The organism is Streptomyces sp. ISL-1, assembly GCF_018614585.1.
GTDB classification, from domain to species: Bacteria; Actinomycetota; Actinomycetes; order Streptomycetales; family Streptomycetaceae; genus Streptomyces; species Streptomyces maoxianensis.
In genome coordinates this window covers 1-22,562 of the sequence record NZ_JAGGOI010000044.1, presented here as the reverse complement: position 1 = coordinate 22,562, position 22,562 = coordinate 1, and the positions used below count along the sequence as shown (strand labels likewise).

At 68.8% G+C, this 22,562-nt stretch carries 29 protein-coding genes and 4 pseudogenes; 8 read left to right on the top strand and 25 right to left on the bottom strand.

Annotated elements, in window-relative coordinates:
* Positions 1-79: 79 nt before the first annotated feature.
* The 21 genes and pseudogenes from J7E87_RS36275 to J7E87_RS29125 all read right to left on the bottom strand — a co-directional run bounded on the left by J7E87_RS36275 (position 80) and on the right by J7E87_RS29125 (position 12,734).
* The gene (locus J7E87_RS36275) at positions 80-898 is read right to left on the bottom strand and encodes a pentapeptide repeat-containing protein (RefSeq protein WP_215097610.1); all 819 of its coding nucleotides are present in this window, start codon (positions 896-898) and stop codon (positions 80-82) included.
* A gap of 194 nt (positions 899-1,092) precedes the next feature.
* Positions 1,093-1,293 carry a hypothetical protein gene (locus J7E87_RS29220; RefSeq protein ID WP_215097608.1) on the bottom strand — a complete coding sequence of 67 codons (201 nt, stop codon included), beginning with the start codon at positions 1,291-1,293 and terminating at the stop codon, positions 1,093-1,095.
* 28 nt (positions 1,294-1,321) lie between these two features.
* Positions 1,322-1,489, bottom strand: coding sequence for a pRL2-8 (locus J7E87_RS29215; RefSeq protein ID WP_215097606.1), 168 nt, complete (start codon positions 1,487-1,489; stop codon positions 1,322-1,324).
* Positions 1,490-2,326: 837 nt separating this feature from the next.
* Positions 2,327-2,673, bottom strand: a pseudogene (locus J7E87_RS29210) (hypothetical protein); the annotation flags it as partial.
* A 535-nt stretch (positions 2,674-3,208) separates the two neighbouring features.
* Positions 3,209-4,789: an IS1182 family transposase gene (locus J7E87_RS29205; RefSeq protein ID WP_215097604.1), complete on the bottom strand. Its 1,581-nt coding sequence runs from the start codon at positions 4,787-4,789 to the stop codon at positions 3,209-3,211.
* Between the two features lie 63 nt (positions 4,790-4,852).
* Positions 4,853-5,548 (bottom strand): hypothetical protein, encoded by a 696-nt coding sequence (locus J7E87_RS29200; RefSeq protein ID WP_215097602.1) that lies wholly within the window; start codon positions 5,546-5,548, stop codon positions 4,853-4,855.
* A 93-nt stretch (positions 5,549-5,641) separates the two neighbouring features.
* Entirely contained in the window at positions 5,642-6,784 is a 1,143-nt protein-coding gene (gene dnaN, locus J7E87_RS29195; RefSeq protein ID WP_215097600.1) for a DNA polymerase III subunit beta, read from the bottom strand.
* A gap of 16 nt (positions 6,785-6,800) precedes the next feature.
* Positions 6,801-7,043: a hypothetical protein gene (locus J7E87_RS29190; RefSeq protein WP_215097598.1), complete on the bottom strand. Its 243-nt coding sequence runs from the start codon at positions 7,041-7,043 to the stop codon at positions 6,801-6,803.
* Positions 7,043-7,570 (bottom strand): hypothetical protein, encoded by a 528-nt coding sequence (locus tag J7E87_RS29185; RefSeq protein ID WP_215097596.1) that lies wholly within the window; start codon positions 7,568-7,570, stop codon positions 7,043-7,045. The genes J7E87_RS29190 and J7E87_RS29185 overlap by 1 nt, the downstream gene beginning before the upstream one ends.
* Before the next feature lie 3 nt (positions 7,571-7,573).
* Positions 7,574-8,083, bottom strand: coding sequence for a hypothetical protein (locus J7E87_RS29180; RefSeq protein WP_215097595.1), 510 nt, complete (start codon positions 8,081-8,083; stop codon positions 7,574-7,576).
* A 4-nt stretch (positions 8,084-8,087) separates the two neighbouring features.
* Positions 8,088-8,672: a histone-like nucleoid-structuring protein Lsr2 gene (locus tag J7E87_RS29175; RefSeq protein WP_215097593.1), complete on the bottom strand. Its 585-nt coding sequence runs from the start codon at positions 8,670-8,672 to the stop codon at positions 8,088-8,090.
* A complete protein-coding gene (locus J7E87_RS35565) occupies positions 8,669-8,944 on the bottom strand; it encodes a WhiB family transcriptional regulator (RefSeq protein WP_215097592.1) in 276 nt (91 codons plus the stop codon). Before J7E87_RS35565 ends, J7E87_RS29175 begins: the two co-directional genes overlap by 4 nt.
* Entirely contained in the window at positions 8,941-9,150 is a 210-nt protein-coding gene (locus J7E87_RS29165; protein ID WP_215097591.1) for a hypothetical protein, read from the bottom strand. Before J7E87_RS29165 ends, J7E87_RS35565 begins: the two co-directional genes overlap by 4 nt.
* Positions 9,147-9,638, bottom strand: a complete 492-nt coding sequence (locus J7E87_RS29160; protein ID WP_215097590.1) for a hypothetical protein — start codon at positions 9,636-9,638, stop codon at positions 9,147-9,149. Before J7E87_RS29160 ends, J7E87_RS29165 begins: the two co-directional genes overlap by 4 nt.
* Positions 9,635-9,904, bottom strand: a complete 270-nt coding sequence (locus J7E87_RS29155) for a hypothetical protein (RefSeq protein WP_215097589.1) — start codon at positions 9,902-9,904, stop codon at positions 9,635-9,637. The genes J7E87_RS29160 and J7E87_RS29155 overlap by 4 nt, the downstream gene beginning before the upstream one ends.
* A gap of 90 nt (positions 9,905-9,994) precedes the next feature.
* On the bottom strand, positions 9,995-10,264 hold the full coding sequence (locus tag J7E87_RS29150; RefSeq protein ID WP_215097588.1) for a hypothetical protein: 270 nt from the start codon (positions 10,262-10,264) through the stop codon (positions 9,995-9,997).
* Positions 10,264-10,545 carry a hypothetical protein gene (locus tag J7E87_RS29145; RefSeq protein ID WP_215097587.1) on the bottom strand — a complete coding sequence of 94 codons (282 nt, stop codon included), beginning with the start codon at positions 10,543-10,545 and terminating at the stop codon, positions 10,264-10,266. Before J7E87_RS29145 ends, J7E87_RS29150 begins: the two co-directional genes overlap by 1 nt.
* Complete coding sequence (locus J7E87_RS29140; RefSeq protein ID WP_215097585.1) at positions 10,542-10,973, bottom strand: hypothetical protein; 432 nt, start codon at positions 10,971-10,973, stop codon at positions 10,542-10,544. The genes J7E87_RS29145 and J7E87_RS29140 overlap by 4 nt, the downstream gene beginning before the upstream one ends.
* Before the next feature lie 123 nt (positions 10,974-11,096).
* The gene (locus tag J7E87_RS29135) at positions 11,097-11,636 is read right to left on the bottom strand and encodes a hypothetical protein (RefSeq protein ID WP_215097583.1); all 540 of its coding nucleotides are present in this window, start codon (positions 11,634-11,636) and stop codon (positions 11,097-11,099) included.
* Between the two features lie 37 nt (positions 11,637-11,673).
* Positions 11,674-12,381, bottom strand: a complete 708-nt coding sequence (locus tag J7E87_RS29130; RefSeq protein ID WP_215097582.1) for a hypothetical protein — start codon at positions 12,379-12,381, stop codon at positions 11,674-11,676.
* 101 nt (positions 12,382-12,482) lie between these two features.
* Entirely contained in the window at positions 12,483-12,734 is a 252-nt protein-coding gene (locus J7E87_RS29125) for a hypothetical protein (RefSeq protein ID WP_215097580.1), read from the bottom strand.
* Between the two features lie 278 nt (positions 12,735-13,012).
* On the opposite strand from J7E87_RS29125, the pseudogene J7E87_RS29120 reads away from it, so the two are divergent.
* Together J7E87_RS29120 and tnpB are read left to right on the top strand one after the other, a co-directional pair.
* A pseudogene (locus J7E87_RS29120) lies at positions 13,013-13,276 on the top strand (IS607 family transposase); the annotation flags it as partial.
* Positions 13,273-14,721 carry an IS607 family element RNA-guided endonuclease TnpB gene (gene tnpB / locus J7E87_RS29115; RefSeq protein ID WP_215097579.1) on the top strand — a complete coding sequence of 483 codons (1,449 nt, stop codon included), beginning with the start codon at positions 13,273-13,275 and terminating at the stop codon, positions 14,719-14,721. The pseudogene J7E87_RS29120 and the gene tnpB, both read left to right, overlap by 4 nt.
* A 288-nt stretch (positions 14,722-15,009) precedes the next feature.
* Here tnpB and J7E87_RS29110 read toward each other — a convergent pair whose 3' ends face one another.
* From J7E87_RS29110 to J7E87_RS29100, 3 genes are all read right to left on the bottom strand, one after another.
* Complete coding sequence (locus J7E87_RS29110; protein ID WP_308313115.1) at positions 15,010-15,288, bottom strand: hypothetical protein; 279 nt, start codon at positions 15,286-15,288, stop codon at positions 15,010-15,012.
* Between the two features lie 184 nt (positions 15,289-15,472).
* Positions 15,473-16,084 carry a hypothetical protein gene (locus J7E87_RS29105; protein ID WP_215097577.1) on the bottom strand — a complete coding sequence of 204 codons (612 nt, stop codon included), beginning with the start codon at positions 16,082-16,084 and terminating at the stop codon, positions 15,473-15,475.
* Positions 16,085-16,782: 698 nt separating this feature from the next.
* A complete protein-coding gene (locus tag J7E87_RS29100; RefSeq protein WP_215097575.1) occupies positions 16,783-16,998 on the bottom strand; it encodes a hypothetical protein in 216 nt (71 codons plus the stop codon).
* Positions 16,999-17,189: 191 nt separating this feature from the next.
* On the opposite strand from J7E87_RS29100, the pseudogene J7E87_RS29095 reads away from it, so the two are divergent.
* Positions 17,190-17,320 (top strand): annotated as a pseudogene (locus J7E87_RS29095) (XRE family transcriptional regulator); the annotation flags it as partial.
* Here J7E87_RS29095 and J7E87_RS35560 read toward each other — a convergent pair.
* Positions 17,319-17,987 carry a pentapeptide repeat-containing protein gene (locus J7E87_RS35560; RefSeq protein ID WP_251018173.1) on the bottom strand — a complete coding sequence of 223 codons (669 nt, stop codon included), beginning with the start codon at positions 17,985-17,987 and terminating at the stop codon, positions 17,319-17,321. The pseudogene J7E87_RS29095 and the gene J7E87_RS35560 overlap by 2 nt on opposite strands.
* 1,008 nt (positions 17,988-18,995) lie before the next feature.
* On the opposite strand from J7E87_RS35560, the pseudogene J7E87_RS29085 reads away from it, so the two are divergent.
* The 5 genes and pseudogenes from J7E87_RS29085 to J7E87_RS29065 form a co-directional block, all read left to right on the top strand.
* A pseudogene (locus tag J7E87_RS29085) lies at positions 18,996-19,355 on the top strand (hypothetical protein); the annotation flags it as partial.
* A 114-nt stretch (positions 19,356-19,469) separates the two neighbouring features.
* Positions 19,470-19,814, top strand: coding sequence for a hypothetical protein (locus J7E87_RS29080; RefSeq protein WP_215097572.1), 345 nt, complete (start codon positions 19,470-19,472; stop codon positions 19,812-19,814).
* Complete coding sequence (locus J7E87_RS29075; protein WP_215097571.1) at positions 19,811-20,137, top strand: hypothetical protein; 327 nt, start codon at positions 19,811-19,813, stop codon at positions 20,135-20,137. The genes J7E87_RS29080 and J7E87_RS29075 overlap by 4 nt, the downstream gene beginning before the upstream one ends.
* A 322-nt stretch (positions 20,138-20,459) precedes the next feature.
* Positions 20,460-21,110, top strand: a complete 651-nt coding sequence (locus J7E87_RS29070) for an SMI1/KNR4 family protein (RefSeq protein ID WP_215097569.1) — start codon at positions 20,460-20,462, stop codon at positions 21,108-21,110.
* A 203-nt stretch (positions 21,111-21,313) separates the two neighbouring features.
* A protein-coding gene (locus J7E87_RS29065; protein ID WP_215097568.1) for an IS3 family transposase occupies positions 21,314-22,494 on the top strand; the annotation gives its coding sequence in 2 pieces (ribosomal slippage) (positions 21,314-21,578 and positions 21,578-22,494; 1,182 coding nt in all).
* Positions 22,495-22,562 lie beyond the last annotated feature (68 nt).

The window sequence follows — 22,562 nt, the reverse complement described above, 5'->3', positions numbered from 1 at the left end:
GACTTCTTCGCGCGGAGGGGAAAGTACGGGCCGTGACCGCACAGCGCAGGCGACACCTAATGAAAACGAAGCGGAAGATTCACCCGCCGCTCGGTGTCGGTGATTGCGTCTTCACTGTGGCCAAATGGCCGATGCATGTTTCAATGTCCTTTTCATTCTTGCGGCTCTTGGTTCCGTCTGGGCATGTCGTGTGACGCCAAAAGGCTTGATCTAGGTTTTTCGCGTGGCTGAGATTGGCGTCCGTCAGGTCTGCCCACGTCAGCCACGTCCCGCTCAAATCGGCAGTCTCCAAGTTGACTCCGCGAAGACTTGAGCATCTGAGATCCGTGGAGGTGAAGTCCACATTGGGTAGCTTTGCCTGCTCGGGTAGGTCTAGGCGTGTGAGCTCGGCGTTACTCAGGTCTGGGCTCTCGTCAGCCTGGATCTCGCTCCTGGCAAGCACTCTCATGGCTGTCGCGACATCATTTTTCGGTGCTTTCAGTCCGTAGCAATACTCGCTGGCTTTCTTCTTTGATTTGACCAACTTGGGTGGTCTTGGCGACTGTCCGCGAATGAAGGAGGTCAAGATCTCCATCATCTGGCGCTGATCGATTTCGCTTTCCTTGTTGAGTTCCTCTAGGGTATAGATTCCCCCCATACGGACATCTGGACTTGTGGAGCCAATTTTGTCCACGAAATCCGAGTATCGCCCATTGGCTTCTTTCTCGCCTTCCTGGAACAGCGTCGCGATGCCGAAGCCGATTGACGCTGCTGCGGCGACGAATGCCACGCCCAAGGTTAACCAATCGATCGTCGTGTTCTTTTTGTCTTCACCTTTTGATTTTTCTGGTGTTTGCGCCATGTGTTGATACCCTTCACTGCCGTCCAGAGGTAGGTGCCGATCAGGTGGTTGTTCCACGGGGCGACTCACTGTTAACCCCACCTGGTTTTAACGGGGTCCGCTGGCGCATCCGACGCCCCCTCAGCACAGGCCGGAGCCGTATTCTTCGCGCCGATGCGGACGACGTGGATCGCGTCAGCGTCCCAGCGGCGCTTCGCAGCAGGCGCTGCACCGGTCCCGGCCATGCGCGACCGCGATCCTCAAGGAATCCGTTAGTTCAGAGAAGGCAAGTGTGGCAAGGGGCCCCGGGTGTCCATGCCCCCGTCGTCGATGACCCACCGGCCGAGAGCGGTCTTCACCGCGGTGCCCTGCCGGTCCGGGTTGCGGCGGTCCTTGACCCACGCGATCACCACGTCCGCGTGGAACACGCCGACCGCCAGCCCTAACGCGACCAACCGCCGGACCTCTGCCACCAGCCGGCCCTCTCCCGCGTCACCGCGCTCACCTGACGATCATGTGGTCGGGGTGGCCGTGGACCATGTGATCCACGCACTGCGGGCAGTCCTCGCGGGGCGCGAGCCCCGCGTGCGCCTCACGGCTGGCGTAGGCGTGATACCAGCACTGCTTGCACTCGCCCTTGGGCGGGTTGGTCGCCACCTCGCTTGCCATGACGACTCCTTTTGACGGGCCGGGACGATCCCGAGCCGCTTGCCAGCGCCCACAAGTGGGCGGCGTGCCGTACGTGGTCAGGTCAGGTCCGCACCCACGGTCCGGACCTCGGAGAAGCCAGGGCTCTTCCCTCCCCCGACACCTCCATAATGCAGACTCCAATTATGCATGTCCATAGTATGCATTCCATCAGTCTTCATTTGACTGGAGTCTTGCCCTGGCCTGCGTTCGTCGCCGGGAATGTTCAGGCGCGGAAGCTGGCCGGACGATGAGCGCCGACCCCGCCGCCGAGGCCGAGCCGGCGGTCCACTGACCCGAGCAGCCGATCCCCCGTGACTGCGGCCGCTGACCCGAGCCTGCCGAGACGGTGCCGACCGTTGTGCCCAGGAGAGTGCACAGCGGGCGTGACGCTCACTGCACTTCGGCCGCCGGCGGCTGCCCCGTCGATGTCAGTGATCAGTCGTCTTCGCCGGGGTCGTGATGGAGAGCGTCGTACGCCTTGCAGGCCTGTCCCCACACTTCGTACGCGCGTGTGGGGCCTTCCTGGGCGACCAGCCGGGCGTGCAGGTCGGGGAAGTTGTGGCCGGTGCCGTCGCCGTCCTGGTTGTCGTCCATCGCTTCGGCGAGCGCGTACGGCTCGGCGGGTACGCGCGGGTCGAGGTGCTCGAGCTCGGGGCGGTAGTCGCCGACGTCGACGACGGTTCCTTCCACGTGCTCGGTGTTGTGCATCTGGGCGCGCAGGCCGGCGGCGATCTGTTCGGCCTGGTGCTCCTTCTCGCACGGGCCGATCCGGACCGGCGGGAGCCCTGGCCGGGTGAGGACGACGGCGTGGCCGAGCGGGTCGGTGTAGCGGATGGGCCGGCCGAGGTTGTGGGCGTAGGCGATTTCGGCGCGGGTGGAGTCGCCGATGTAGCCGCCGGGGTGACGACCAGGACCTCGTCGCAGGCCCGGATTTTCCATCGGTGCAGTTCGTCCAGCTGCTGCTTCAGTTCTTCGGCGCGCTGGGCGTCGGCCCACAGCGGGTGTGTCTGCTTCATGTCGCAGCCGGGGGCGAGGACGATGTGGCCGGCCGCGGTCTCGCGCAGGTTGGCCTCGGCGAGCTCGGCCCAGAAGCGGGTGGAGCCGCATAGGCAGACGGTCTTGGGCCGGTCCGGGCCGGGGGCCTGGGCCGGCAGGGAGCGCAGGACGGCGGCCGCGCTGGGGCCGTCGGTGATGCGGTCGGTGTGGGTTTCGAGGGCCGTGGCGTGCAGCTCGCGCAGGCGCTGCTCGGTCATGTCGGGGTCCGTTTCTCCGGCCGGTGCCAGGCCAGGCAGTTCGATGGGGAGGTCGAAGAGCGGGAGGTGGGTGCGCTCCAGCTCCAGTCGTTCGATGAAGGCGTCGCCCAGCGCGGTCACGCATGTGGGGCACAGGTGCCGGGCGCTGGCGATCCAGCCCTGAGAAGTCATCTGCCGGGCCCAGGCAGGGTCGAGTTCGCTGCTGGGCAGGGTGAGTTCGTAGTCGTCTTCGGGGCCGGCGGCGTAGTACGTGGTGCCGCAGCCGTCGCAGCTGACGACGTACACAGTGCGGGGCTGGAGGGCCATTGCTCTCTCCGGGTCGGGGGCCGGGCCGGCGCGGTGGCCGGCCCGGCAGCGGGTCCTCGGTGGGAGCGGGCGTCTAGAAGGCTGCTGAAAATCTTGTTTTGGGGGCTGTCCGGTCTTGAGGCCGGGCAGCCCTTCTTGCCTATGCAGTGGCGTGGGTGAGGCGCCAGGTGTCGTTGGCCCGGGTGAGTCCGAGGTTGATCAGTCGGCGGAGGTTGAGGGCGGCGGCGCGGTGGTGGAGCCAGATGTTGTTGGCGATCACGCCTCGGTGCGGGACCCGCCGGTTGCCTTTGCTGACCAGCCAGGCGATGGCGCGTTCGACCGGGGGCCGCCATCGGCGGTATTCGTCCTGCCAGGCAGGATCGGTGGCGGCCTGTGCCCGGGCGGCGGCCAGCAGCTCGTGCTGGGGATGGACATTGAGGGTGCGTCCGGTCTTGGAGGTGGTGCAACGCTGTCGGAGGGGGCAGTCGGCGCAGATGCGCTTGAACTGGGTGGTGCGGGCGCCGTCCGCTTTGGCCTGGCCGATGTTGGCGGTGTGTCCGGCCGGGCAGGTCGCGGTGCCGCCGACCGGATCGATGCGGAAGTCGTCGATGGTGAAGCCGCCGGGAACGGCCTGCCGCAACGGTGGCGGTTTGATCACCAGAGTGTGGCCGTCGGCTTCGAGGCGCATCCGCAGGTCGCCGGTGCCATAGGCGGAGTCGCCGAGCACGGTTAACTCACCGTCCTCCCCGTCCAGCAGACAGGCGGCGACGGCCGCCTCGTGGTTGCCCGGACCATAGCCGCCGGTCAGGGCAACCGCGGTGAACAGGCCGGTTTCCGGCTCGAAGGACGCATGCCCTTTGAAACCGTCCTGGTGTCGGGTGCGGTTCTTGTGGATGTGCCGCGCATCGGGATCGACGGTGGACACCGTCCGGTCCGCCACCGTGCGCTTCGCGATCCGCCAGCGGCCATCGCGCCCGTCGGAGTCGTCAGCAGGCTCGACATCCTGCCCGCCCACCAGGGCCAGCAGACCGACCGCGTTCGCCGCCCTCTCACCGAGTTGCTGCTCGGGCAGGTGCCCGAGCAGCAGATGGGCGTCGGTGACCAGCGCATCAACGAGTGCCTCGCGGGCGGCCTTGTCGTCCCAGGCGATCCTCGGCTTGCCCGGGTCGGCGTAGTCGTGCGCCCGGCAGTGCTCCGCGGCCACCTCCTCGGCGCCGGGGACCTCGCGGATCACCCGGCGGACGGCGGAGATGATCTGGGTGACGGTGTCCTGGGTGGCCACCGCGTCATCGAGCACGGTGGAGTCCAGCGCCCGCCGCTGCTTGCCCTTGAGCACGCCGGTCGTGGCCACGACTTCCTTGACCTTGGTGAAGATCCGCATCGGATCGGCCGAGTGACGCAGGCGGCGCCTGAAGTACGTCAGCAGCGACGGATCAAATGCGGTGTCGTACAGGCCGAGCCCGCAGGCGGCCTTCCACCGCAGGTCACACCGCAGTTCCTGGACGGTCTCGAAGTCCGACAGCCCCTGCAGGCTCTGCAGCACCACCGTCGCGGCCAGCACTTGCGGCGGCAGACTCGGACGACCGTTGGACGACGGATACATGTCCGCGAACATCCCCGGCGGGAACAGCACCTCGCGATGCTCGGCCAGAAACGCGAACACACTGCCGGCCGGAATCAACTCCCGGCACGTTTCCCACACATCCGGCCCGACCATCTCCCCAGCCCATTCCCCCTGCATGCCTACAAGAGTGGCCCCGACTCCACCGAGCCGGGGCCAGAACCCGAGATTTTCAGCAGCCTTCTAGAACGGTGGCTCGTCGTCGTACCCGCCCGGCGGGCTGCTGCTCCAGGGGTCGTCGGAGGCGGCCGGCCGGGGGGCGGGCTCGTATGCCGGGTCCGGGGTGTATGCGCCGCAGACGGTGTACTCGCGGTGCTCGGCGTCGTACTTCTTGCCGCTGCCGCGGCAGCCGGTGCAGTCGTCGGCGTGCGGGTCGTCTTCCTCGCCGCGCAGGCAGGTGACGGGTTCGGCATGGACGGGGACGCCGTCGTTCTGCCAGATGACCGGCTCGATGACCCAGCCCGATCCGCGGCAGCCGCCAAGGCAGTTCGGCGGGTGCGGATCGTCGTCCTCGGTGTGCCGCTCGTACTGCCCGCGCAGCCAGGTGCGCGCGGCCTCGGCCGGCAGAAGCATCTGCCAGTCGGCTCGGCGCAGGGCGTTGGCGGCGGCCGCGGCCTGGGCGGCGTGGTGAGTGTTCGCCGGGTCGACGAGGGCGACCAGGTCGGCGATGACGGCGCGCAGGAGCAGCGCGGTGCGCTTGCGGTCGGCGAGGTAGTCGGGGTGGAAGGTGCCGGCGTCGCCGCGGACGGTGGCGTAGCCGGTCCAGAACTCTTCGGCCACCAGCTCGGTCAGCAGACGCGGGATAGATGGCATCGGGTCGTAGGCGGGTTGGGCGGGCGCGGCCGCATCGGCAGTCTGCGCGTGGACGGTGATGGTCACGGATGGTCCTGTCTTCTCGGCGGAGTTGGGGTGGGAGGCCCGGGACGGCCGGCTGAGCGGGTTTGGCGACCTGGCGGCCGCCCCGGGGCGGGGTCAGCTGGAGAGGCGGACCGGCATGAGCAGGTAGCTGAGCGAGTCGTCGCCGACGCCGCTGCCGTCGTTGTTGGCGCCGGTGATGAGGGCGGGCTTGACGGCGGAGACGATGCGGAAGCTGACGGACGGGGCGTTGAGGGCGCCGAGGCCGTCGAGCAGGAAGCTGGGGTTGAAGGCGATGGTGAGCGGGGCGCCGGTCGCGGTGTCGAACGTGGCGTCGATCCGGTCGCAGGCCTGGGCGTCGTCGCTGCTGCCGGCGGTCAGCGACAGGGCGTCCTGGGTGAAGTGGAGCTGGATGGGGGTACTGCGGTCGGCGACCAGGGCGACGCGCTTGACCGCTGCGGTCAGCTCTTCGCTGTCGACGACGGCGCTGGCGATGAAGTCGTCCGGTGTGGGCCACAGCGCCTTGTAGTTGGGCAGCTGGCCTTCCAGGGCGCGCATCGTGGTGCTGCGGGCGGGTCCGGCCATGCCGAGGACGCCCTGGTCGCTGGGGAGGGTGAGGTCGACCTGGTCGGCGCCGGCGAGCATCTTGGCCGTGTCCAGGAGGGCCTTCGCCGGCACCAGTGCCTGCCCGTCCGTGGTGCCGCTGGACACGTTCCAGTCGATGCTGCGTACTGCGAAGCGGTAGCGGTCGGTGGCCGTGAGGGAGAGCTTGCCGTCGGCGATCTCGATCTGGACGCCGGTCAGTACCGGCAGGGTGTCGTCCCGGCCAGCGGCGACGGCGACCTGGGCGACTGCGGCGGCGAGTTCGCTGCCGGCGATCGTGCCGGAGGCGTCGCCGAGCTTGGGCAGGCTCGGGTACTCCTCCAGCGGCAGGGTGTGCAGCGTGTACCGGATGGCGCCGGAGGTGAGGACCAGCCGGGTGCCGTCCAGTTCGAGGTCGACGGAGTTCTTGCTCTTGAGGGTGCGGGTGATGTCGGAGAGCAGGCGTCCGGAGACCAGCACGCTGCCGGCGTCGGCGACGTCAGCGGCGAGGGTGGCCTGGGCGGACACCTCGTAGTCGAACGCGGCGACGGTCAGCTGCCCGGCGGCGGCCTCCAGCTTGAGTCCGGCGAGTACGGGAACGGGCGGCCGGCCCGGCAGGGCGCGGGCGGCATCCGCGACGGCGGCGGCGAACGGGGCGAGTTCGAGGCTGAGCTTCATGAGGTGCGGTCCTTTCTCAGACGGGGGCGGGGGCGGGCTGGGCCAGGTGGCTGCGCAGGTGCCGGTCGCGCATGTCCTCCAGGACGGTCTTGGTGTGGTGGCGCTCGCTCCAGGAGCAGCCGGGGCCGGTGCAGCTGGCGGCGAATCCGTCGCGGCCGGTGCAGCCGGCCTCCAGCGGTTTGCCGGTGGAGGTGCGCTTGTGGGTGCAGTGGCTGCCGTCTGCGTGGACGGGCTTGGTCGTGGCGGTGAAGCGGGCCATCAGGGGTGAACCTCCAAGTTCACGTGCTCGGTTGTGGTGGTCGGTTCCGGGCCCGGAATGCCGGGTGCGTCGCCGGTGGGTGCGAACCAGGGCAGCGGCACGTCGCCGACGCGGGCGGGTGCGGCCGGGAGTGCGGGCGGCAGGACCGGCTCGGCCGGGACGGCGAGGTCGGCGACTGCCTCGAGGGCGAGCTGGCCGGCGGCGGCCAGCTCGGCCGCGCGGGTCAGCGCCGCGGTGACCAGGTGATGGGCCCGGTCGTGATGAAGGTGGCAGCCCTGGCACATTGCGACGAGGTTGTCCGCGCTCACGTCCTCGGGCTGGTGGTTGAGGTGGGCGGTGGTCAGGACGACTTTCGTGCCGGTGCCGTAGGCGGCCTGGCCGTGCCGGTTGGGGCAGCGGCCCTCATGGGTGCCGCGGCCGCACTGCCCGGTGCAGGCGCAGCGCCATCCTGCGGCTTCTTTCGCAGCAAGGGAGATCTCCGGCCAGTCGGCGGGGTATCGGTCCTTGTTCTCCGGTCGGATGGGCATCGGTCATTCCTCCTTCGCGGCGACGGCGACCAGGCGGCCGATCCGGGCTGCGGTGTGGCCGGCGTATCCGGCCGGCCACTTCCTGCTGACGAGCTCGATGTGGTGCTCAGTGGTCATCTCCCAGGCGGCGAGCGGGAGATCGACCGAACCGGGCGGCGGGATGATCCGCGTGTTGTGGCCGATGCGGACCAGGTCCACGGCCAGGCGCACGCGGTAGTCGGCCGCACTGTCGGCCTTGAGCTGCTCGTCCAGGGCGGCGGCCCACCGCATCAGCGGCCGCGTCTCGCTGGCCTGCGGTCCGCACGGCCACGGGTGTTGGAGTCCCCAGGCCGGGTCGGTGTCCTCGGGGCGGGCGGCGGCGATGATCGCCTCCACTCCCCCGCCGGGCACCAGCCGGGTGGTGTAGAGCAGCGCGTACGCGCCGAAGCCGCCGCCGCCGGTACGGGACAGGGTGACCCGTCCTGTACCTGCGAGCGGCTGGCCGCCTTCCGCGTCGGCGAGTAAGGCGGCCATCGCACTACCCGGCCCGCTGAGCGGGAACGGCCGCCTTGCTGTCCCGGTTGTTCCAGGCGTCCATGACCTTCGCGGAGATGGAGCCGACCTGGGAGACGTCCATTCCCTGGGCACGGGCCCAGGCCCGGATCTCGTCGCGCTGGCGCCTGTCGTCCAGCGTCGGGGCGCCGGCCGACGCGGCCTTCGTCGTCTTGCCGCCGTTCTTGAGCCGACGCAGCTTGGCTTGAGCCTTCGTGAGGTGCTGGGTCGCTTCGGCGACTTCCTTCTCCGCCGCTTCGACTTCGGAGGCGTCGCGCTTGAGCTGCTGCAGCTCAGTCAGGCCTGCACGGGTGCGGGCGGCCAGGTTGCGGATGCGGGCGGTGTGGCTGTTCTCGCCCCAGGCCAGAGCGGTGAGCGCGCTCGCCAGCTGCGGGTCGACGTCCGGGATCGGGGAGGGGCCGGACTTGCGGTGGGCCTTGGTCAGCCCCTCGGTCTCGGCGATGGCGGCGATCTCACCGACGCTCACGTCCGGGAGCTGCTGCTGGATCTGTTCGGTGGGCGTGCCGTTCTTCAGCATGGTGATGATCGCGGCGCGGTAGGCGTCGTTCACTTCGACTCCTTCGGGGTGGTGGGGGTGAACTCGCGGCGCAGTTCGGAGCGCCGGGAACGGGTGGTGCCGGCCCAGATGACTTCGCCGGCGTCTGTGGGGTGGTCGATGGCCCAGGCGAGGCAGGCTTCGCGGGTCGGGCAGCGCCTGCAGGACAGTTGGGCAGCGGCGCGGTCGTTGGTGTCCTCGCTGGTCCACCAGTCGGGTTCGGCGTCCGGGGCCTGGCATGGCTCGGTGCCGGTGAACCGCGGGAACGGGGCGAGGCGGGCGCTCACGGCGTCGTCCCGATCGGGCGGACCACGTGCATGTCGCCGTTGCGGTCGGCGTGGGTGTGGGCGCCGTCGCCGAGTTCGCCGGCGCGGTGGTCGGCGATGCGGCTGCCGTTGAGATTGCTGGCGGAGACTGTTTCCAGGACGGTGGCCGGGCGGCCGGCGCACGAGCTGCAGGCGGTCAGGGCCGTACGGGCCGGGGCGGTGGTCATGACTTCCTCGCCCCCTTGGGGCGGACGTTGCCGATGCCGCCGACGGTGGGGAGCAGGAACTCGAAGGGCTCCCAGGACTCGAGTTCGTACAGCTCCAGCAGGTCGGTGCCGAACTCGGTTTCGGCGCCGGTGAAGTGGTCGTCGAGCGCTTGGTGCTCGGACTTGAGGCCGTTTGGCCCGAGGTAGACGCCGGCGGCGTGAGGGTCGGTGTCGAGGTAGGCGACGACGATGCCGCTCTCGGTGCGCTCGAGGACGTAAAGCCGCCGCACCGGGGCTTCTTCAGGGTCGACGTCCACGCGGCGCACCCAGGTCTGGCGGGTGGCGGCGATGACAGCCGGGTCGCCGGTGTCCGCCTGCTCGGTGATGCGGTGGTACGCCTCGCTACGGGTGACGTGCTCCCGCTCGATGAGGTCGTTGACTGCGGCGGAGAGGTGGTCGCCCAGCGCCTGGCCGCCGATGAGCTGGTCGAGGAAGCCGAGGAGGCTCATGCTGAGAACGCCTTCCGGTGGCGGGCGGGGCGGTGGGCGGCGCCTGCCTGGTCGAGCAGGCGCTGCAGGGCGGATCCGCGGCGGAAGTGCCGGGAGGTGGCGGGCTGGCCGCAGTTCCAGCAGTCGGCCTCTTCGCCCTTCCAGCTCACGGCGCAGTGGGCGCGGTCACAGACGAACTGGCGGCGAGCCGGCAGGCGCCCGGCGAGGGGGCGCAGGCGGTCGGTGGTGGTGGACTGTCGCTTCAGCCGGATGGCCGGGGCGTGCATGATGGGGTTTCTCCTTCTCCGCTGCTGCGGGGTGAGGGGCCCGGGACGGCCGGCGGTTTCTCAGGCCTTGACGGCCGTCCCGGGGCGTAGCTAGAGGACGATCTGCTTCTTTTCGGCGCGGTCCCACTTCAGGACCCAGTCGGGGCGCAGGCCGCGGGCGGACCAGTCGACGCGGCTGCTGCCGCAGGGGATGTCCTGGCCGGACATGGCGTGGAGCTGGGCGATCTCACAGACCCGCAGGGCGGCGGCGACGGCGTCGCTGCCGTTCTCGGCGAGGCCGGTGAAGACGTGCACGCCCTGGCGGGACTTGTCGTCGCGGTGCTCTATGGGGACGTCGATCTCCCACACGGTGCGGCCCATCACTCTTCGGCCTCCGGCTCGTACACGGAGGCGACGGTGACGGGTACGACGACGTAGCCGGTGACGTCCTCGTCCTCCTCACCGGGGCCGAACACCGACAGCTCTTCAACCGCGGTCGGGCTGCCGTCGTCCGGAATCCAGCCCGAGGTGAGGCGGCCGGGCTGCTTGTTGTCGTGCGCGGCCATGGCCTCGCCGTGGGCGCGGGCGGCGTCGCGGTTGGTGTAGTGGCCGAGCGGCTCCATGTCCTCGCCGTGCTCGGCACGGTAGATCGTGACCTTCACCGGTTCGCCTGGGGCCAGGTGCGTGATGCCGGGCAGGGCAGCTCGGCCCGTGCCAGGCGCTGGTGGAGCTGGTCGATGTGGGCGAGCAGGCGCGGCACGTCCTGGTCGCGTGCGGTGACCAAGCCGTGGATGTCGGAGCGGCGCTGGTCGTCCAGCGGGTCCTCGCCGTCGTCCCAGGTGACCAGGTTGATCTCGATGACGTGGTCGGTGACCTTGTAGCTGGGCGGGGTGGACCAGCCGGTGATCTGACCGTCGGTGTCGCGGACGACGTGCGTGAGGGCGGACTGGCGCCAGACGCTGAGGTCGCCCTCGCAGTCGGTGACATGGAACGGCTCGTCGGTGGCGGTCTGGGCGCGGTCGCGGATCTCGGCGAGCCAGTCGGGCTCCGCCGGCGCGGCCGCGGCGGAGGTTGTGGTGGAAGAGGTCACGGAAGACTCCGTTTCGGTTGGGGCGGGGTGCCGGGCTGTCCGGTCCCCGCGTCGTCCGGGCCGGTGGCAGCGGACCGGACGTCACGGCCGGGTGGGCAGATCAGCGGTGGCCCTTTCCGGCGGTCAGGCGGAGAGGCGGGAGGCGAGGGATTCGGCGTGGCGCGCTTGCTCCTCGCGGCGCTCGATGAGGGCTTCGATCTGCCTGACCTCGCGGCGGCGCAGCTTGGCGACGCCGAACTCGTGCCGCATGTATGCGAGCTGCTGTTCGCGGGAGTCGGGGTCGCCGAGCTGGTGGCCGTGGGTGAACTCGTGGACGAGGACCTCGTTGACGTCCCTTTTGGTGGCCGCCATGGTGAGGTTGACGACGACCAGGACGCCGGGATCGGTCAGCACGGTCACGCCGTACACGCCGCGGGCGTTGCGGCGGGCCTTGCGCATGCCGAGCACCTTGGTGAAGGCCGGCACTCCGGGGACCAGGTCGAGCTCAGCCTGCGAGGCGACCTTCGCCAGGTGGTTGGAGTCGCCGGTCAGCACGACCTTGATCGGGGGCAGGTGGCCGAAGCGGGAGCGGACCAGCCGCTCGGCGTCGGCCGCGACATTGCGGGCGTGCTTGGCCAGGGCGCGCTGGCGGAATGCGACGCGCTCTTCGGTGATGGTGACCATGGCAGGTGGTCCTTCCTGGACGTGTCGGCAGTAGCGGTCAGCGGGCAGTGCGAGCGCGGGCGGCGGCGGCAAGGAGCGCGTCGTGGACCTGCGCTTCAGTGCGTACGAGCCCGTCGTTCCAGCGGGGCACCGAGCGACCGCCGGTGACGGCGAGCAGGTGGGTGTTGGCTGCGGAGGCGGTGGTGCGGGTGCCGGTGCCGCAGCGGATGAGGGAGAGCTGGGCGCCGCGGATGCACACGCCGCGCTGGGACTCCATGACGTGCTGCGTCCAGCCGTGGGTCTTGATGTGGTCGGACGTTGCCTGCAGGAAGTCGGCGGGGGTGACAGCCCGGCCGGTGCGGCGCGCCGGCTGCGGGGCGGGCTCGCGACTGGCGGGCGTGCTGGGGGTGGCGGCGAAGTGCCAGAGGCGGATGATCTCGACCGGGGCGGCAATGGCGAAGAGGGTGGTGTGTTTGAGCAGCCACCAGGCGGCCCGGAGGGTGAAGACCGAGGCCTTCTTGAGGAGTTGGCCGCCGGCCGAGGGTTCGCTGGCGTCGGGCGGGCAGGGACCGGTGACGATGCCGGCCTGGCGGATGAGGGTCTCGGTGTCCGGCAGGACGATCGCGGGCCTGGCCGGGCCGGTGTCGGCGAGGGCGACGGCCAGTTCTTCGGCGAGCGCTTCGGCGAAGGCTGCGTCGACCGCGGCGGCGAGGGCCGCTTGGGACCAGAAGGTCCGCGGGGCGGTCATGGTCCCGGATGCGGGCATGGCAAGCCTCCCTGTCTGCGACGGGCGGGTGGAAGGGAGGGCCCGGGGGCGGCCGGCTGAGTGGTTGGCGACCTGGCGGCCAGCCCCGGGGAGTGGGTGGGTTAGCTGTACTTCTTGGTCTGCTTGAGGATGTAGTCGCGGGTCACGCCGAGGACTTCGACGGCGTCGGTGCGGGCACCGTGGTACGCGCCGTCCAGCTCGGCGCCGACGGTCTTCCAGAGCTCGGCTTCCGCGGCCTCGCGGAGCTTGTCGGTGTCCTTGAAGACCTTGTCGCGCTTGGCCTTGGCCTTGGCCAGGGCTTCCTTCAGCTCCTGACGGGCGTCCTTGCGGGTGTCGTCGGATCGGGGGGTCATGGTGCTGCTCCTCGCGGTGATGAGGGACGATGGTTCCGGCCCCCTGCTCCGGTTGGAGCGGGTTGGGAGGCCCGGGGACGGTGGGCTGAGTTTGGCGACCTGGCCGCCGTCCCCGGGGCGTAGCTACTGCGAGCCCTTCTGGAACGTGCCGCCGGCCTCCAGGCGTCGAGCCCTACTCTCGTAGCCGATGGTCTTGTCGGCGGATGAAGTACTGCTCTGCGGTGCGAGGCTTCCAGCTCGCCTCGTCGTCACCGCGCGCGCGGCGTAGGCGGTGGCAAGCGCTGTCAGACCCGACCGCTACCGTCGTCGTCGTGGAACACCGCAACCGTCCCGCCCGCTTCCGAGTCGAGCACCTCGAATCCGCGCTGTCGGCATCCGGCCGGCGCCTGGTGGTCCTCGACCCGCAAGAGACCACCGACGATCTGGTCCGGGACATCACCGAAGTCCTCACCTCGCTGTGCGCCCGTCTGTACGGGCAGGGGGCCGCGAAGAACCGTGCCGCCCGTGGGATGACCGCTGTGACCGGCGAGGATGCCGGGTGAAGAAGTTCAGTACGCGGCCGGGGTTCGTGGTGCAGGCGTACAGGTACGCGCTGGACCCGAACGCGGCGACCGAGCGGAAGATGTTCTCCCATTGCGGTGCTGCCCGTGCCTCGTTCAACTGGGCGGTGACGTGGGTCGAGGCGTCGTGGTGGCAGCGGAACGCCGAGGAGTCCTACGGCATCCCCGAGACGGAGTTGACGGATTGGCGGCCGTGGTCGCTGCCCGCGCTGCGGAAGACGTTCAACGAGGCCAAGAAGACTGATCCGAGGTTCGCCGGGTGGTGGGAGGAGAACTCGAAGGAGGCGTACTCCACCGGTCTCGCGAACGCTGCCGCCGCCTTCGACAACTACGCCAAGTCCAAGCAGGGCAAGCGCAAGGGCAAGCGGGTCGGGATGCCCCGCCGCAAATCCAAGCACCGCGCTCGCCTCGCGTGCCGGTTCACCACCGGCACGATCCGCGTCGAGCCGGACCGCAGGCATGTGACACTGCCCCGGCTCGGGACGATCCGCGCACACGAGTCCACCCGCAAGCTGGAACGCCGTATCGGCAACGGCACCGCCCGTATCCTGTCCGCGACAATCCGCTTCGAGCGAGGCCGCTGGTTCGTGTCGTTCCAGGTCGAAGTACAGCGGGAGCTGGAACGTGTCGCCCGCCCGCAGGCCATGGTGGGTGTGGATCTCGGTGTGAAGGTCCTCGCGGTCATGGCCGACAGCCTCGGGGAGATCCGTCACATCCCAAACCCGAAGCATTACGACACCGCGCTCGAGGTGTTGAAGCGCCTCTCGCGTCGTGTCTCGCGACGGCGCGGCCCGGACCGGCGCACCGGTCAGAAGCCGTCCCAACGCTGGATCAAGGCAAACGAGCAGCGCAACCGGGTGCATCACCGGGTCGCGCACCTGCGCGCCGATGCCCTGCACAAGCTCACCACCACGATCACGAGCGAGTACGGCACTGTCGTGGTCGAAGACCTCAACGTCGCCGGGATGCTCCGCAACCGGCGCCTCGCCCGGAAGATCGCTGATGCCGGGTTCGGAGAGATCCGCCGTCAGCTCACGTACAAGACGAAGCGGAATGGCTGCCGCACGGTGGTCGCGAACCGCTGGTATCCCTCCTCGAAAACCTGCTCGGACTGTGGTGCGGTGAAAGCCAAGCTGCCGCTGCACGTCCGAGTGTTCGACTGCGATGTCTGCCCCCTGGTCATGGACCGGGACGAGAACGCAGCACGCAACCTCGCCGCTGTCGCGGCGGCCTGTATGACTGGTACCGGAGTGGCCGGAGACCAGGGCGCGCAAGCGCCGAAACCTCGTGGAGCCGACCAGAAGACCCGCGCCACCTGCCTCAGCCGCAAGGCCGAGGCGGGGCGGGCAGGTGGCACAAGACTGCCGCACCAGCGGCAGAAGGAAACGAGAGACCGTACTCAAACCGAAGCCCTCTCGCTTTGGTGAAGTGACGGACCTTCCGGGCCGGAATACCCGGATTGCTGAGATTCCCTGAGGATTGAAGCAACGGATGTCGCTGAACTGGACCACCACCACGCGCCGCAGGGCGCGGACGGCGTAGCGGCGGGTGGTGGCCGAGCGGGGGGTGCTGATGCCGGGAAGGTGCTGCTCGGCCGGGGCGGGAATGTGTGTCACGTGCTGCTCCTCAATCGGATCCGAATGATGCGGTGTTGGGAGGCCCCGGGGGCGGCCAGCTGACTCTGGCGACCTGGCGGCCGCTCCCGGGGGGGCGGCTCAGGCCGGGCGGGGCAGAGCGCGGCAGCGCTCTGCGTGGCCCTGGGCCCACGTCTGCGCCGAGGTGAGGGCGGGTCGCGGCTCGTAGCCGGTGTTCTTGCCGGGGGCCCTGAGCGGGTACGTCTGCTCGGCGGCCGGGCATCCGGTGCACACGGCACGCACGAGGGTCTTCTCGGTGCGAACGTCGACGGTGGCGCCGGTGAGGTTGGCGTAGCGGGCGGTGACGTCGTCGGGCCAGGTGGCCGTGCGGGTTTCCAGCTGCGTCGGGATCTGTGTCACTTCTGCTTCTCCTCATTGGATGGTGCGGGTTGGAAGGACCGGGGCGGGTGGCTGAGTTGGCGACCTGGCGGCCGTCCCGGGTGCTTACGACACCCCAATAATGCAGACTCCGAGTATTCATTTCAAGGGTATGCATATGTCGAGTTCGGGCTTCTTGGGTTGCTGCTGGTCAGGCGGCTGACGGCTAGCTCGATCGGGTGCCGCCGCTGCGGGTCACGCTGGTGATGGGGGCGCTGTTCGTACCGGTGACGTGCACGCCGCCGGAGACAGGGGCGGCCGCCGTCGGCGCGGCCCGGGTGGCCGCGCCGACGGCCTCCCTGACCTCGGCGGCCTGCTGGGCGGTGAGCGGGCGGCCGCCGCCCGCAGTGGAGTTGACACGGATGGCCTGGTTGTTGTCGCCGGCGACCGTGACGGTCCGACCGGCGGCGCGGCCGCGCTTCTCCCCCGCCGGCTTCCTGCCCGCACCGGCGGCCCGGGCCGGGCGCTGGGCAGGGGCCGGGCCGCTGCGGGCCCGCTCGGCCTTGCTTTCGGCGGCGGCCATCGCCGCGGCGGCGGGGCCGGCGCACTCGGTGCAGCTGATACTGATGCCGGGTGCGGTGATGCGGCCGCTGTCCTGACAGACCAGGCAGCGCGGGCCCTTCTTCGGCGCCTGGATCCCGTACGCCTTGCGGTACTTGGCGACCGAGGGGATCTTCAGCTCCGGCTCGCCCTTCCTGCCCGTGCGGCCGCCCTTCGTTGCGGTCTTCGGCGCCTCGGGCATGCCGCCGGCCTGGAGCATCCAGGCACCGCGGAGCACGGCGGCGACGGGGGCGAAGGCGAGGGCGAGGGCCTTCTTCCTCGCCTTGCGGACCGGGGTGCGTACCGCGGCCTTGATCCGGGCCTTGGCCCTGCGCTTGGCGTACTTGGCGGTGTACTTGGCGGCCGCGCTGATCTCGGCCGCGTAGTCGATGGGAGGCGGGGCTCTTCGCCGAATCCGGCGTCGATGATCCAGAGCAGGTCGGGGTGCGGGTCGGCGAAGGCCTGCAGCTCGGCGTAGGTGCGGAAGTGGCCGACGTCGATGAGGGGCTCGGGCCAGACGTGGCCGGCCGGGCAGAAGGCCTGGACGGTGTCGTCGGCGGCCCGGTCGTAGGCGAGGGTCAGGCCGGTGTCGGCGGCGCACATCGGGCAGGTGACGGGGACCTTCTGCCAGACGATCCGCACGGTGCGCGCGGGATCCTGCGCGAGGTACATGAAACGGCGCTCGCAGGTGATCCGGTAGTAGCCGGCGGCGGGGTCGGGGTGCCGGAGCGGGTCGACGCTCATTTCGGACTCCTGTGGATCTTTCGGGCGGGAACTGGGGCGGAACCGTCAGGAACTTGCAGGTCAGCCGGGTGGAACCGGGCCGCAACTCGAAGCGCAGGCCGGAACTGGTTCCGGCTCTCTCGAGCGGTTCCGGCCCCGTTCCGGGCCGGTTCCACGTCTCTGACCTGCGGTTCCATCACGGTTCCGGTCGGTTCAGGACCCCTTCGGGGCCTCGCCGGTGATCACCTTCAGGTCCCGCAGGCGGTACCCGCGGGGCAGGCTCTTGCTGTACTTCTCCAGCGACCAGCTGTGCTCCGTCGGCTCGAGCACCGCGTTGATCGCCGCGCGCACCGCCTCGATCCGGGCCGCGGTCTGCTCACCCTCGTCCGCGCCCTCGAACCGCCGCAGCGCCCAGCGGTCGGGGTCCATCCGGCCCAGCGCCGCGGCGAGCTCCTCCTGGGACAGCCCCGCCGGGTCGCTCCGATGTCGGTGGCCGGGCCACTGCTGCGCGCGATGACCCCGGCTCGCTCGGGAAGGACCCGATCGACCCGGCTCCGTGCGAGGCCCCCGAAGCGCACCCGCTGCTGAAGGATCTGCCGCGCTTCCACCGCCGCACCCCGACGGTGACCACCGGCGGCATCGTCATTGACCCCCGCGCCCGGCTCGGCTACGCCGCGCCGATCGGCTCGACTGACAGGACCGGATCCGGCACCTGACCGTGGCACTGCCACCGCAGTTATCCGCCCGCCTCAGGAGGTGTTACGCGATCCCGAGGGCAGCCCGCGTGTCCCGTCAACAATCGCACCCGACAGTTTCGTACCCGCCAGCTTCGCCCCGGTTAGGTCGACGTTGCTCAGGTCCGCGTTGGCCAAGTCCGCGCCGCGCAGGTCGGCGCCGGTCAGATCGGCGTCGGTCAGATCGGCCCTGGCCATGACCACGCCGCGCAGGTCCGCGTTGCTGAGGTTCGCGCCGATCAAGGAGGCGTCGGTCAAGGTGGCACTGGAGTCGGCCTCGCTGGTGTCGTTGGTTTCTCCGGCCCTGCTCAGGTGTGCGCCGTGGAGGTTTGCACCGCCGAGGTCCGCGCCGGTCATATCGGCTGCGCCCAAGCGCGCGTCCGTCAGAATGGCGCGTCCGAGAAATGCCTGGCGGAGGTCCGTATTTTGCAGGTTCACGCCGGGCATGTTCGCGTAGTCGAGGGACGCGCCGAAGAGGTCGAAATTCTCAAGGCCTGCGGCCCGGAGATCCGCGCCGGTCCAGTTCGCAAAGCGGAAGTTACTGCGTCTGGGATCGCCGTCTTCTGTGAGCCCGACTTCACGGTCCAGACCGCGCAGATCGACGTCACTGAGATTGACTCTGTAAAGCGGCTTCCCGTCCTGGGTAACCTCACGGTCGGCGGGGCGGTCGCCCAGCACGGCCATCACAACCGTGATGTCGGTAGAGGGTTTGTGTTCCTCTGCCGGCTTGGGGCCGCTTGCTGGAACGGGAGCGTGCTGGCGTACGAACGCGGAAAGCACCGAGACGACAGCGCGCTGATCCCGGGAGGAGTCCTGCATGATGCGTTGCAGGGCGTAGATTCCCCCCAGGCGCACATCCAAGGATGCCGACCCCAAGTTGGTGATCGCCGCGGTGAACCGGTTGGTGATCTGCCCCTGCTCGGCGATCTGCAATTCCTTGCTGGTCTGCCCGACCGACATCCACGTGAAGAGCAGAGCAATGAGCGCAGCCAGTCCCGGCAGAGTGGACGCCGCGAGGGCCACCCATGCCAATTGGCTGACGCCTATATCGCCAGCTGACCCGCCATGGTGGCGTCGATTGCCCCTGACGGCCCGTCGATGGGCGATCCGGCGGAGCTGTTCAGCGCCAGGGACATCGGTCATGCACTCATGACACGGCAGAATTCAGAAGCGGTTCCGCCGCCACACGGTGACCTCACCGGGGTGTCCCTCGATACGCCTACACGAAGAAGCTTGTCAGGCTGTGACCGACCGTTTTCGTGGCCAAGCATCCTGGGACCGGTCGAGGGCGCGATCGCGAGCGGCTGCGCGACCAGTTCGAGAGGTGAACTGGCGGTACCGATCCGGCAGCCAGTGGCGCGAGATACCGGCCCGGTTCGGGGCCTGGCAGCCGTGTACAACCGGTGCGTCCGGTGGCGCGACGCGTGTGTCTTCGATGCTTCAAAGGCGCGATCGCCAAGGCCGCCCGGCGGGAGCAGGTCGCCATGTCCCTGCCGCGTGACGTGGCGAGGCTGAACTCTTACAGCTTGACCTATCTACCGTCTTCGGCGGTTCGGCAAGGTTGAGCCGGTGATGGGTGTTCAGGCACGTGAGTCACGTTGCCGGCAGCAAGCATCTGCGGGCCAACGCCGACCTGCTCCGCGAAATGGCCGACACCCATGACAGAACCGCGCACCCCGCCGAGGCCCTCACATGAACCAGCATCACCAGGACGAGCGCACCCGCATCCGCGAGGCCATGGATCGACTCCTGACCGGACAGGCCACCGCTTCCAACGGCAGCCTCACCGTCGTCGCCCTCGCCGCCGAGGCCGACGTCCACCGCATGGCCCTCCTCAAACGACACGTCGCCTGAAGAACGAGTTCTACGAACGCGTCCGCACCGAGACCCGCCAAGTCCCGGAAGCCGAGAAGCGACTCCGGGAAACCGTCTCCAAGCTCAAGAAGACCATCGCCAACCAGAGAGCCGAGATCGAGGAACTCCGCCAGCAGGTGACCAGGCACGCTCGCCAGCGCCGTTTTCGCTCAAGAGCAACGTCGTCCTGTTCCCCCGATCGGCAACCTGATGGCGGGCAATCGGATACGCCATGTCAGCTCCGCGGTGTTGCTGGAGGAGGTGCCACGATCCGCGCACTTGCCTGTCAGTGGTGATCGCCATCATGGAGCTATGGCCAACCCGAACCTGACCACCGGCGGCATCTGGCGGCTCAACTGCGGCGACCAAGAGATTGCCCGGCTGACCGTGACCGGCGCCGACATGCCATGGATCCACGCCGACGTCGAGGAACTTCCTGGCTTCGAAGACTTCCGCCCTGTCTTCGCCGAGCAAGAGCGGGCTGTCGACAAAGAGGACTGGGAGCGGGCCGACGCCTGCTATACGAAGATCCGCGGTGCGCTCACCATGACGTTCCCGGGCGGCAGCCCCGTCGCCGAGTTCATGCTGTACATCCACGACGACGGCACCGCCGGCTGGCGCTGGCACGACGAGCCCTTCGACGGGGTGAACCAGTGACGCGCTGGGTTCGCTGCTTCTGGGACGAGGAAGCCATCTGGTTCTACTTCGAGCTCGACACTGATGGATACGTGATCCGGCAAGTCGAGTTTCAAGAGCCCGGAAGTAAGGCTTTGGCCGCCGCATCGCAGGCCGAATGGCAAGAAGCCCAAAATGCCGGTGGGTTGACTGAATACGAGAGTGTCTATGGTCTGACCGCGGAACCGCCTATCTCTGAATGGGAGGGGCACGATCCGCAGTGGTTGTCGGCCAACGAGTTCGAGAGCGTTTGGTCGACCGCCCGCCAGCAGATTCAGAATCGTCAGCGGCAACAACCTTCCTGAGCGCGTCCACCACGTTCCGCACGATGGTCAGCGGTCTCCGGGGGGACCAGCAAGGCCGCTGCCCTCGCCTGCGCCGACGAGCCCGATGCCGACAGGCGGGGACGGCAGAGGACCACTCCAGCGACCTCGAAGGCGTGCAGTCAGGAGACTGAACAGAAGAACTTGACAGGAAACTCCACCAACATGGAGGCACACGTCCGCGAGGCACTCGTGGCCCAGGCCCGCCGGGGCGGCGGTCCGCCCACTCGGCTGAGAGTCTGGCAGACCCATCAGCGAAGATGCCGGCGTGACCGACCAACGGCCCCGGCAGGAGGAATAACCCATGACCGGCACCGACAACACACATGCCCGGCAGATCGCCGACGCCTGGCAGCGCATCGACACCTGGCTACGCGCCCACGCCCCCGCCACCCACGCCGCGCTCAGGCCCGGCACAACCGAGAACGAGATCGCGGCCGTCAAGGACGCCACCGGCGCCCGCATCCCCCACGAACTGAAGACGCTGTGGCGCCTGACCGCAGGCGACAACGGCATCAACGGAGCCGGATGCCTCCTGGGAAACCAGGCCCTGATGACCCTGGACGCCGTCACCGCCTTCCACCGCCAGCAGATGGACGCCCAACGGCACGAAGAAACCCTCAACGCCAACCGCCAGACACCAGGCGAGGACCAGATCACGATATGGAAGACGTCCTGGATACCGGTGTGCTCCTTCGGCGTCACCGACCGCACCTCCGGCCTCTACCTCGACACCGAGACCGGCTACCTGGGCCGCTGGAGCCGGTACAACGAAGACCGGGGCGACGAAGACGAACGCGACACACTGACCACCTACCTGGAAGAACTCGCCGACAGCCTCGAAGCGCCCTCCCCGGCCACACGCGACAAGCCGGGACTGATCAACGGAGCCCTCGTATGGGGCAGCATGATCAACCCCGACCAGGAAGACCAGTGGGTCCCCTTCGAAGGATGAAACGCGCTGAAGGGGGCCGGCCGCGGCCGGCCCCCTTCAGCGCGTCGTCAGGACGCCTCAGCCGACCTTGCGCCAGGCGCAGGTAGTGCCGGCGTTCGCGCAGTGCTCGAACCCGGGGTTGGAGACGAAGAACTGAGGTGCCACGGAGTTTCCGGACAGGGACCCAATAGGGTTGTCCTGTCAAGGAAACGAGGAAGCACGAAGTGGCAACACCCAGCAAGTACACCCCGGAGTTCCGCGCGGAAGCCGTCCAGATCGCGCTCCGGTCCAGCAAGACCATCTCGGAGACTGCCCGGGAGCTTGAGCTGAACCCGGAGACGCTCCGGGGCTGGGTGAAGAAGTACCAGAAACAGCACGAGCCGCCCGCCGACGCCGCGCTGACGGTCAGTGAACGCGCCCGCTTGAAAGAACTTGAACGCCGCATCCAGGAAGTCGAGATGGAGAACACCTTCCTGAAAAAATGCGCGGCGTACTTCGCGAGGGATCCCCGGTAGCAGGCAAGTACGAGTTCATCGAAACGATGCGGCTCGACACTGCGGAGTACGTGTTCCCCGTCGAGTTCATGTGTGAACGGCTCGACGTGTCCAAGTCCGGCTACTACGACTGGCGCCGCCGCCCCAACTCCGCGGCAGCTCAGCGGCGCGAGGAATTGAAACTGCTCGTCAAGAAAGCATTCGAGATGTCCGACAGCACCTACGGCTACCGGCGCGTCCACGCCCAGCTGGCGCGCTGGGGCCATGCAGCCGGCCTGGAGCTGGTGCGCCAGCTCATGCGTGAGCTGAGCCTGATGCCTTGTCTGCCCCGCCCGAAGCGGTTCGGCCTGACCCAGGCGGCGGCGGGCGCCGTGCCCGACCTCGTTGGCCGGAACTTCACCGCCGACGCCCCTGGTGAAAAGCTCGTTGGCGATATCGCATACATCTCCACCGGTGAAGGATGGCTGTATCTCGCGACCGTCATCGACTGCTGCACGAAGGAAGTCATCGGGTACGCGATGGACGACCACTATCAAACCCCGCTGATATCCCGGGCCATCCGCAACGCGGCTCGCAACAGGAAGCTCGCCAAGGGGGCGATATTTCACAGCGATCGCGGAAGTAACTACATGTCGGCCGAGTTCGGGAAGACGCTGGACCAGTTCGGCCTTCGCAGATCTGCCGGGCGTACCGGGATCTGTTTCGACAATGCCATGGCCGAGTCATTCTTCGGCGCCCTCAAGAACGAGCGTGTCTCCCGCGTGACTTACCTGACCCGGGAAGCCGCCCGGCAGGACATCACTCGTTACATCGAATTCTGGTACAATCGCAAACGCCTTCACTCGGCGGTTGGTTACCGCCCTCCGCAAGAAGTCCATGCCGAGTACACGAGGTTGCGAATCGCCGCGTAAAATGAACGGTCAGATCCCTGTCCGAAAAACGCGAGGCCCCTCAGGATGAGGGGCCCTGCGCTTCTCGG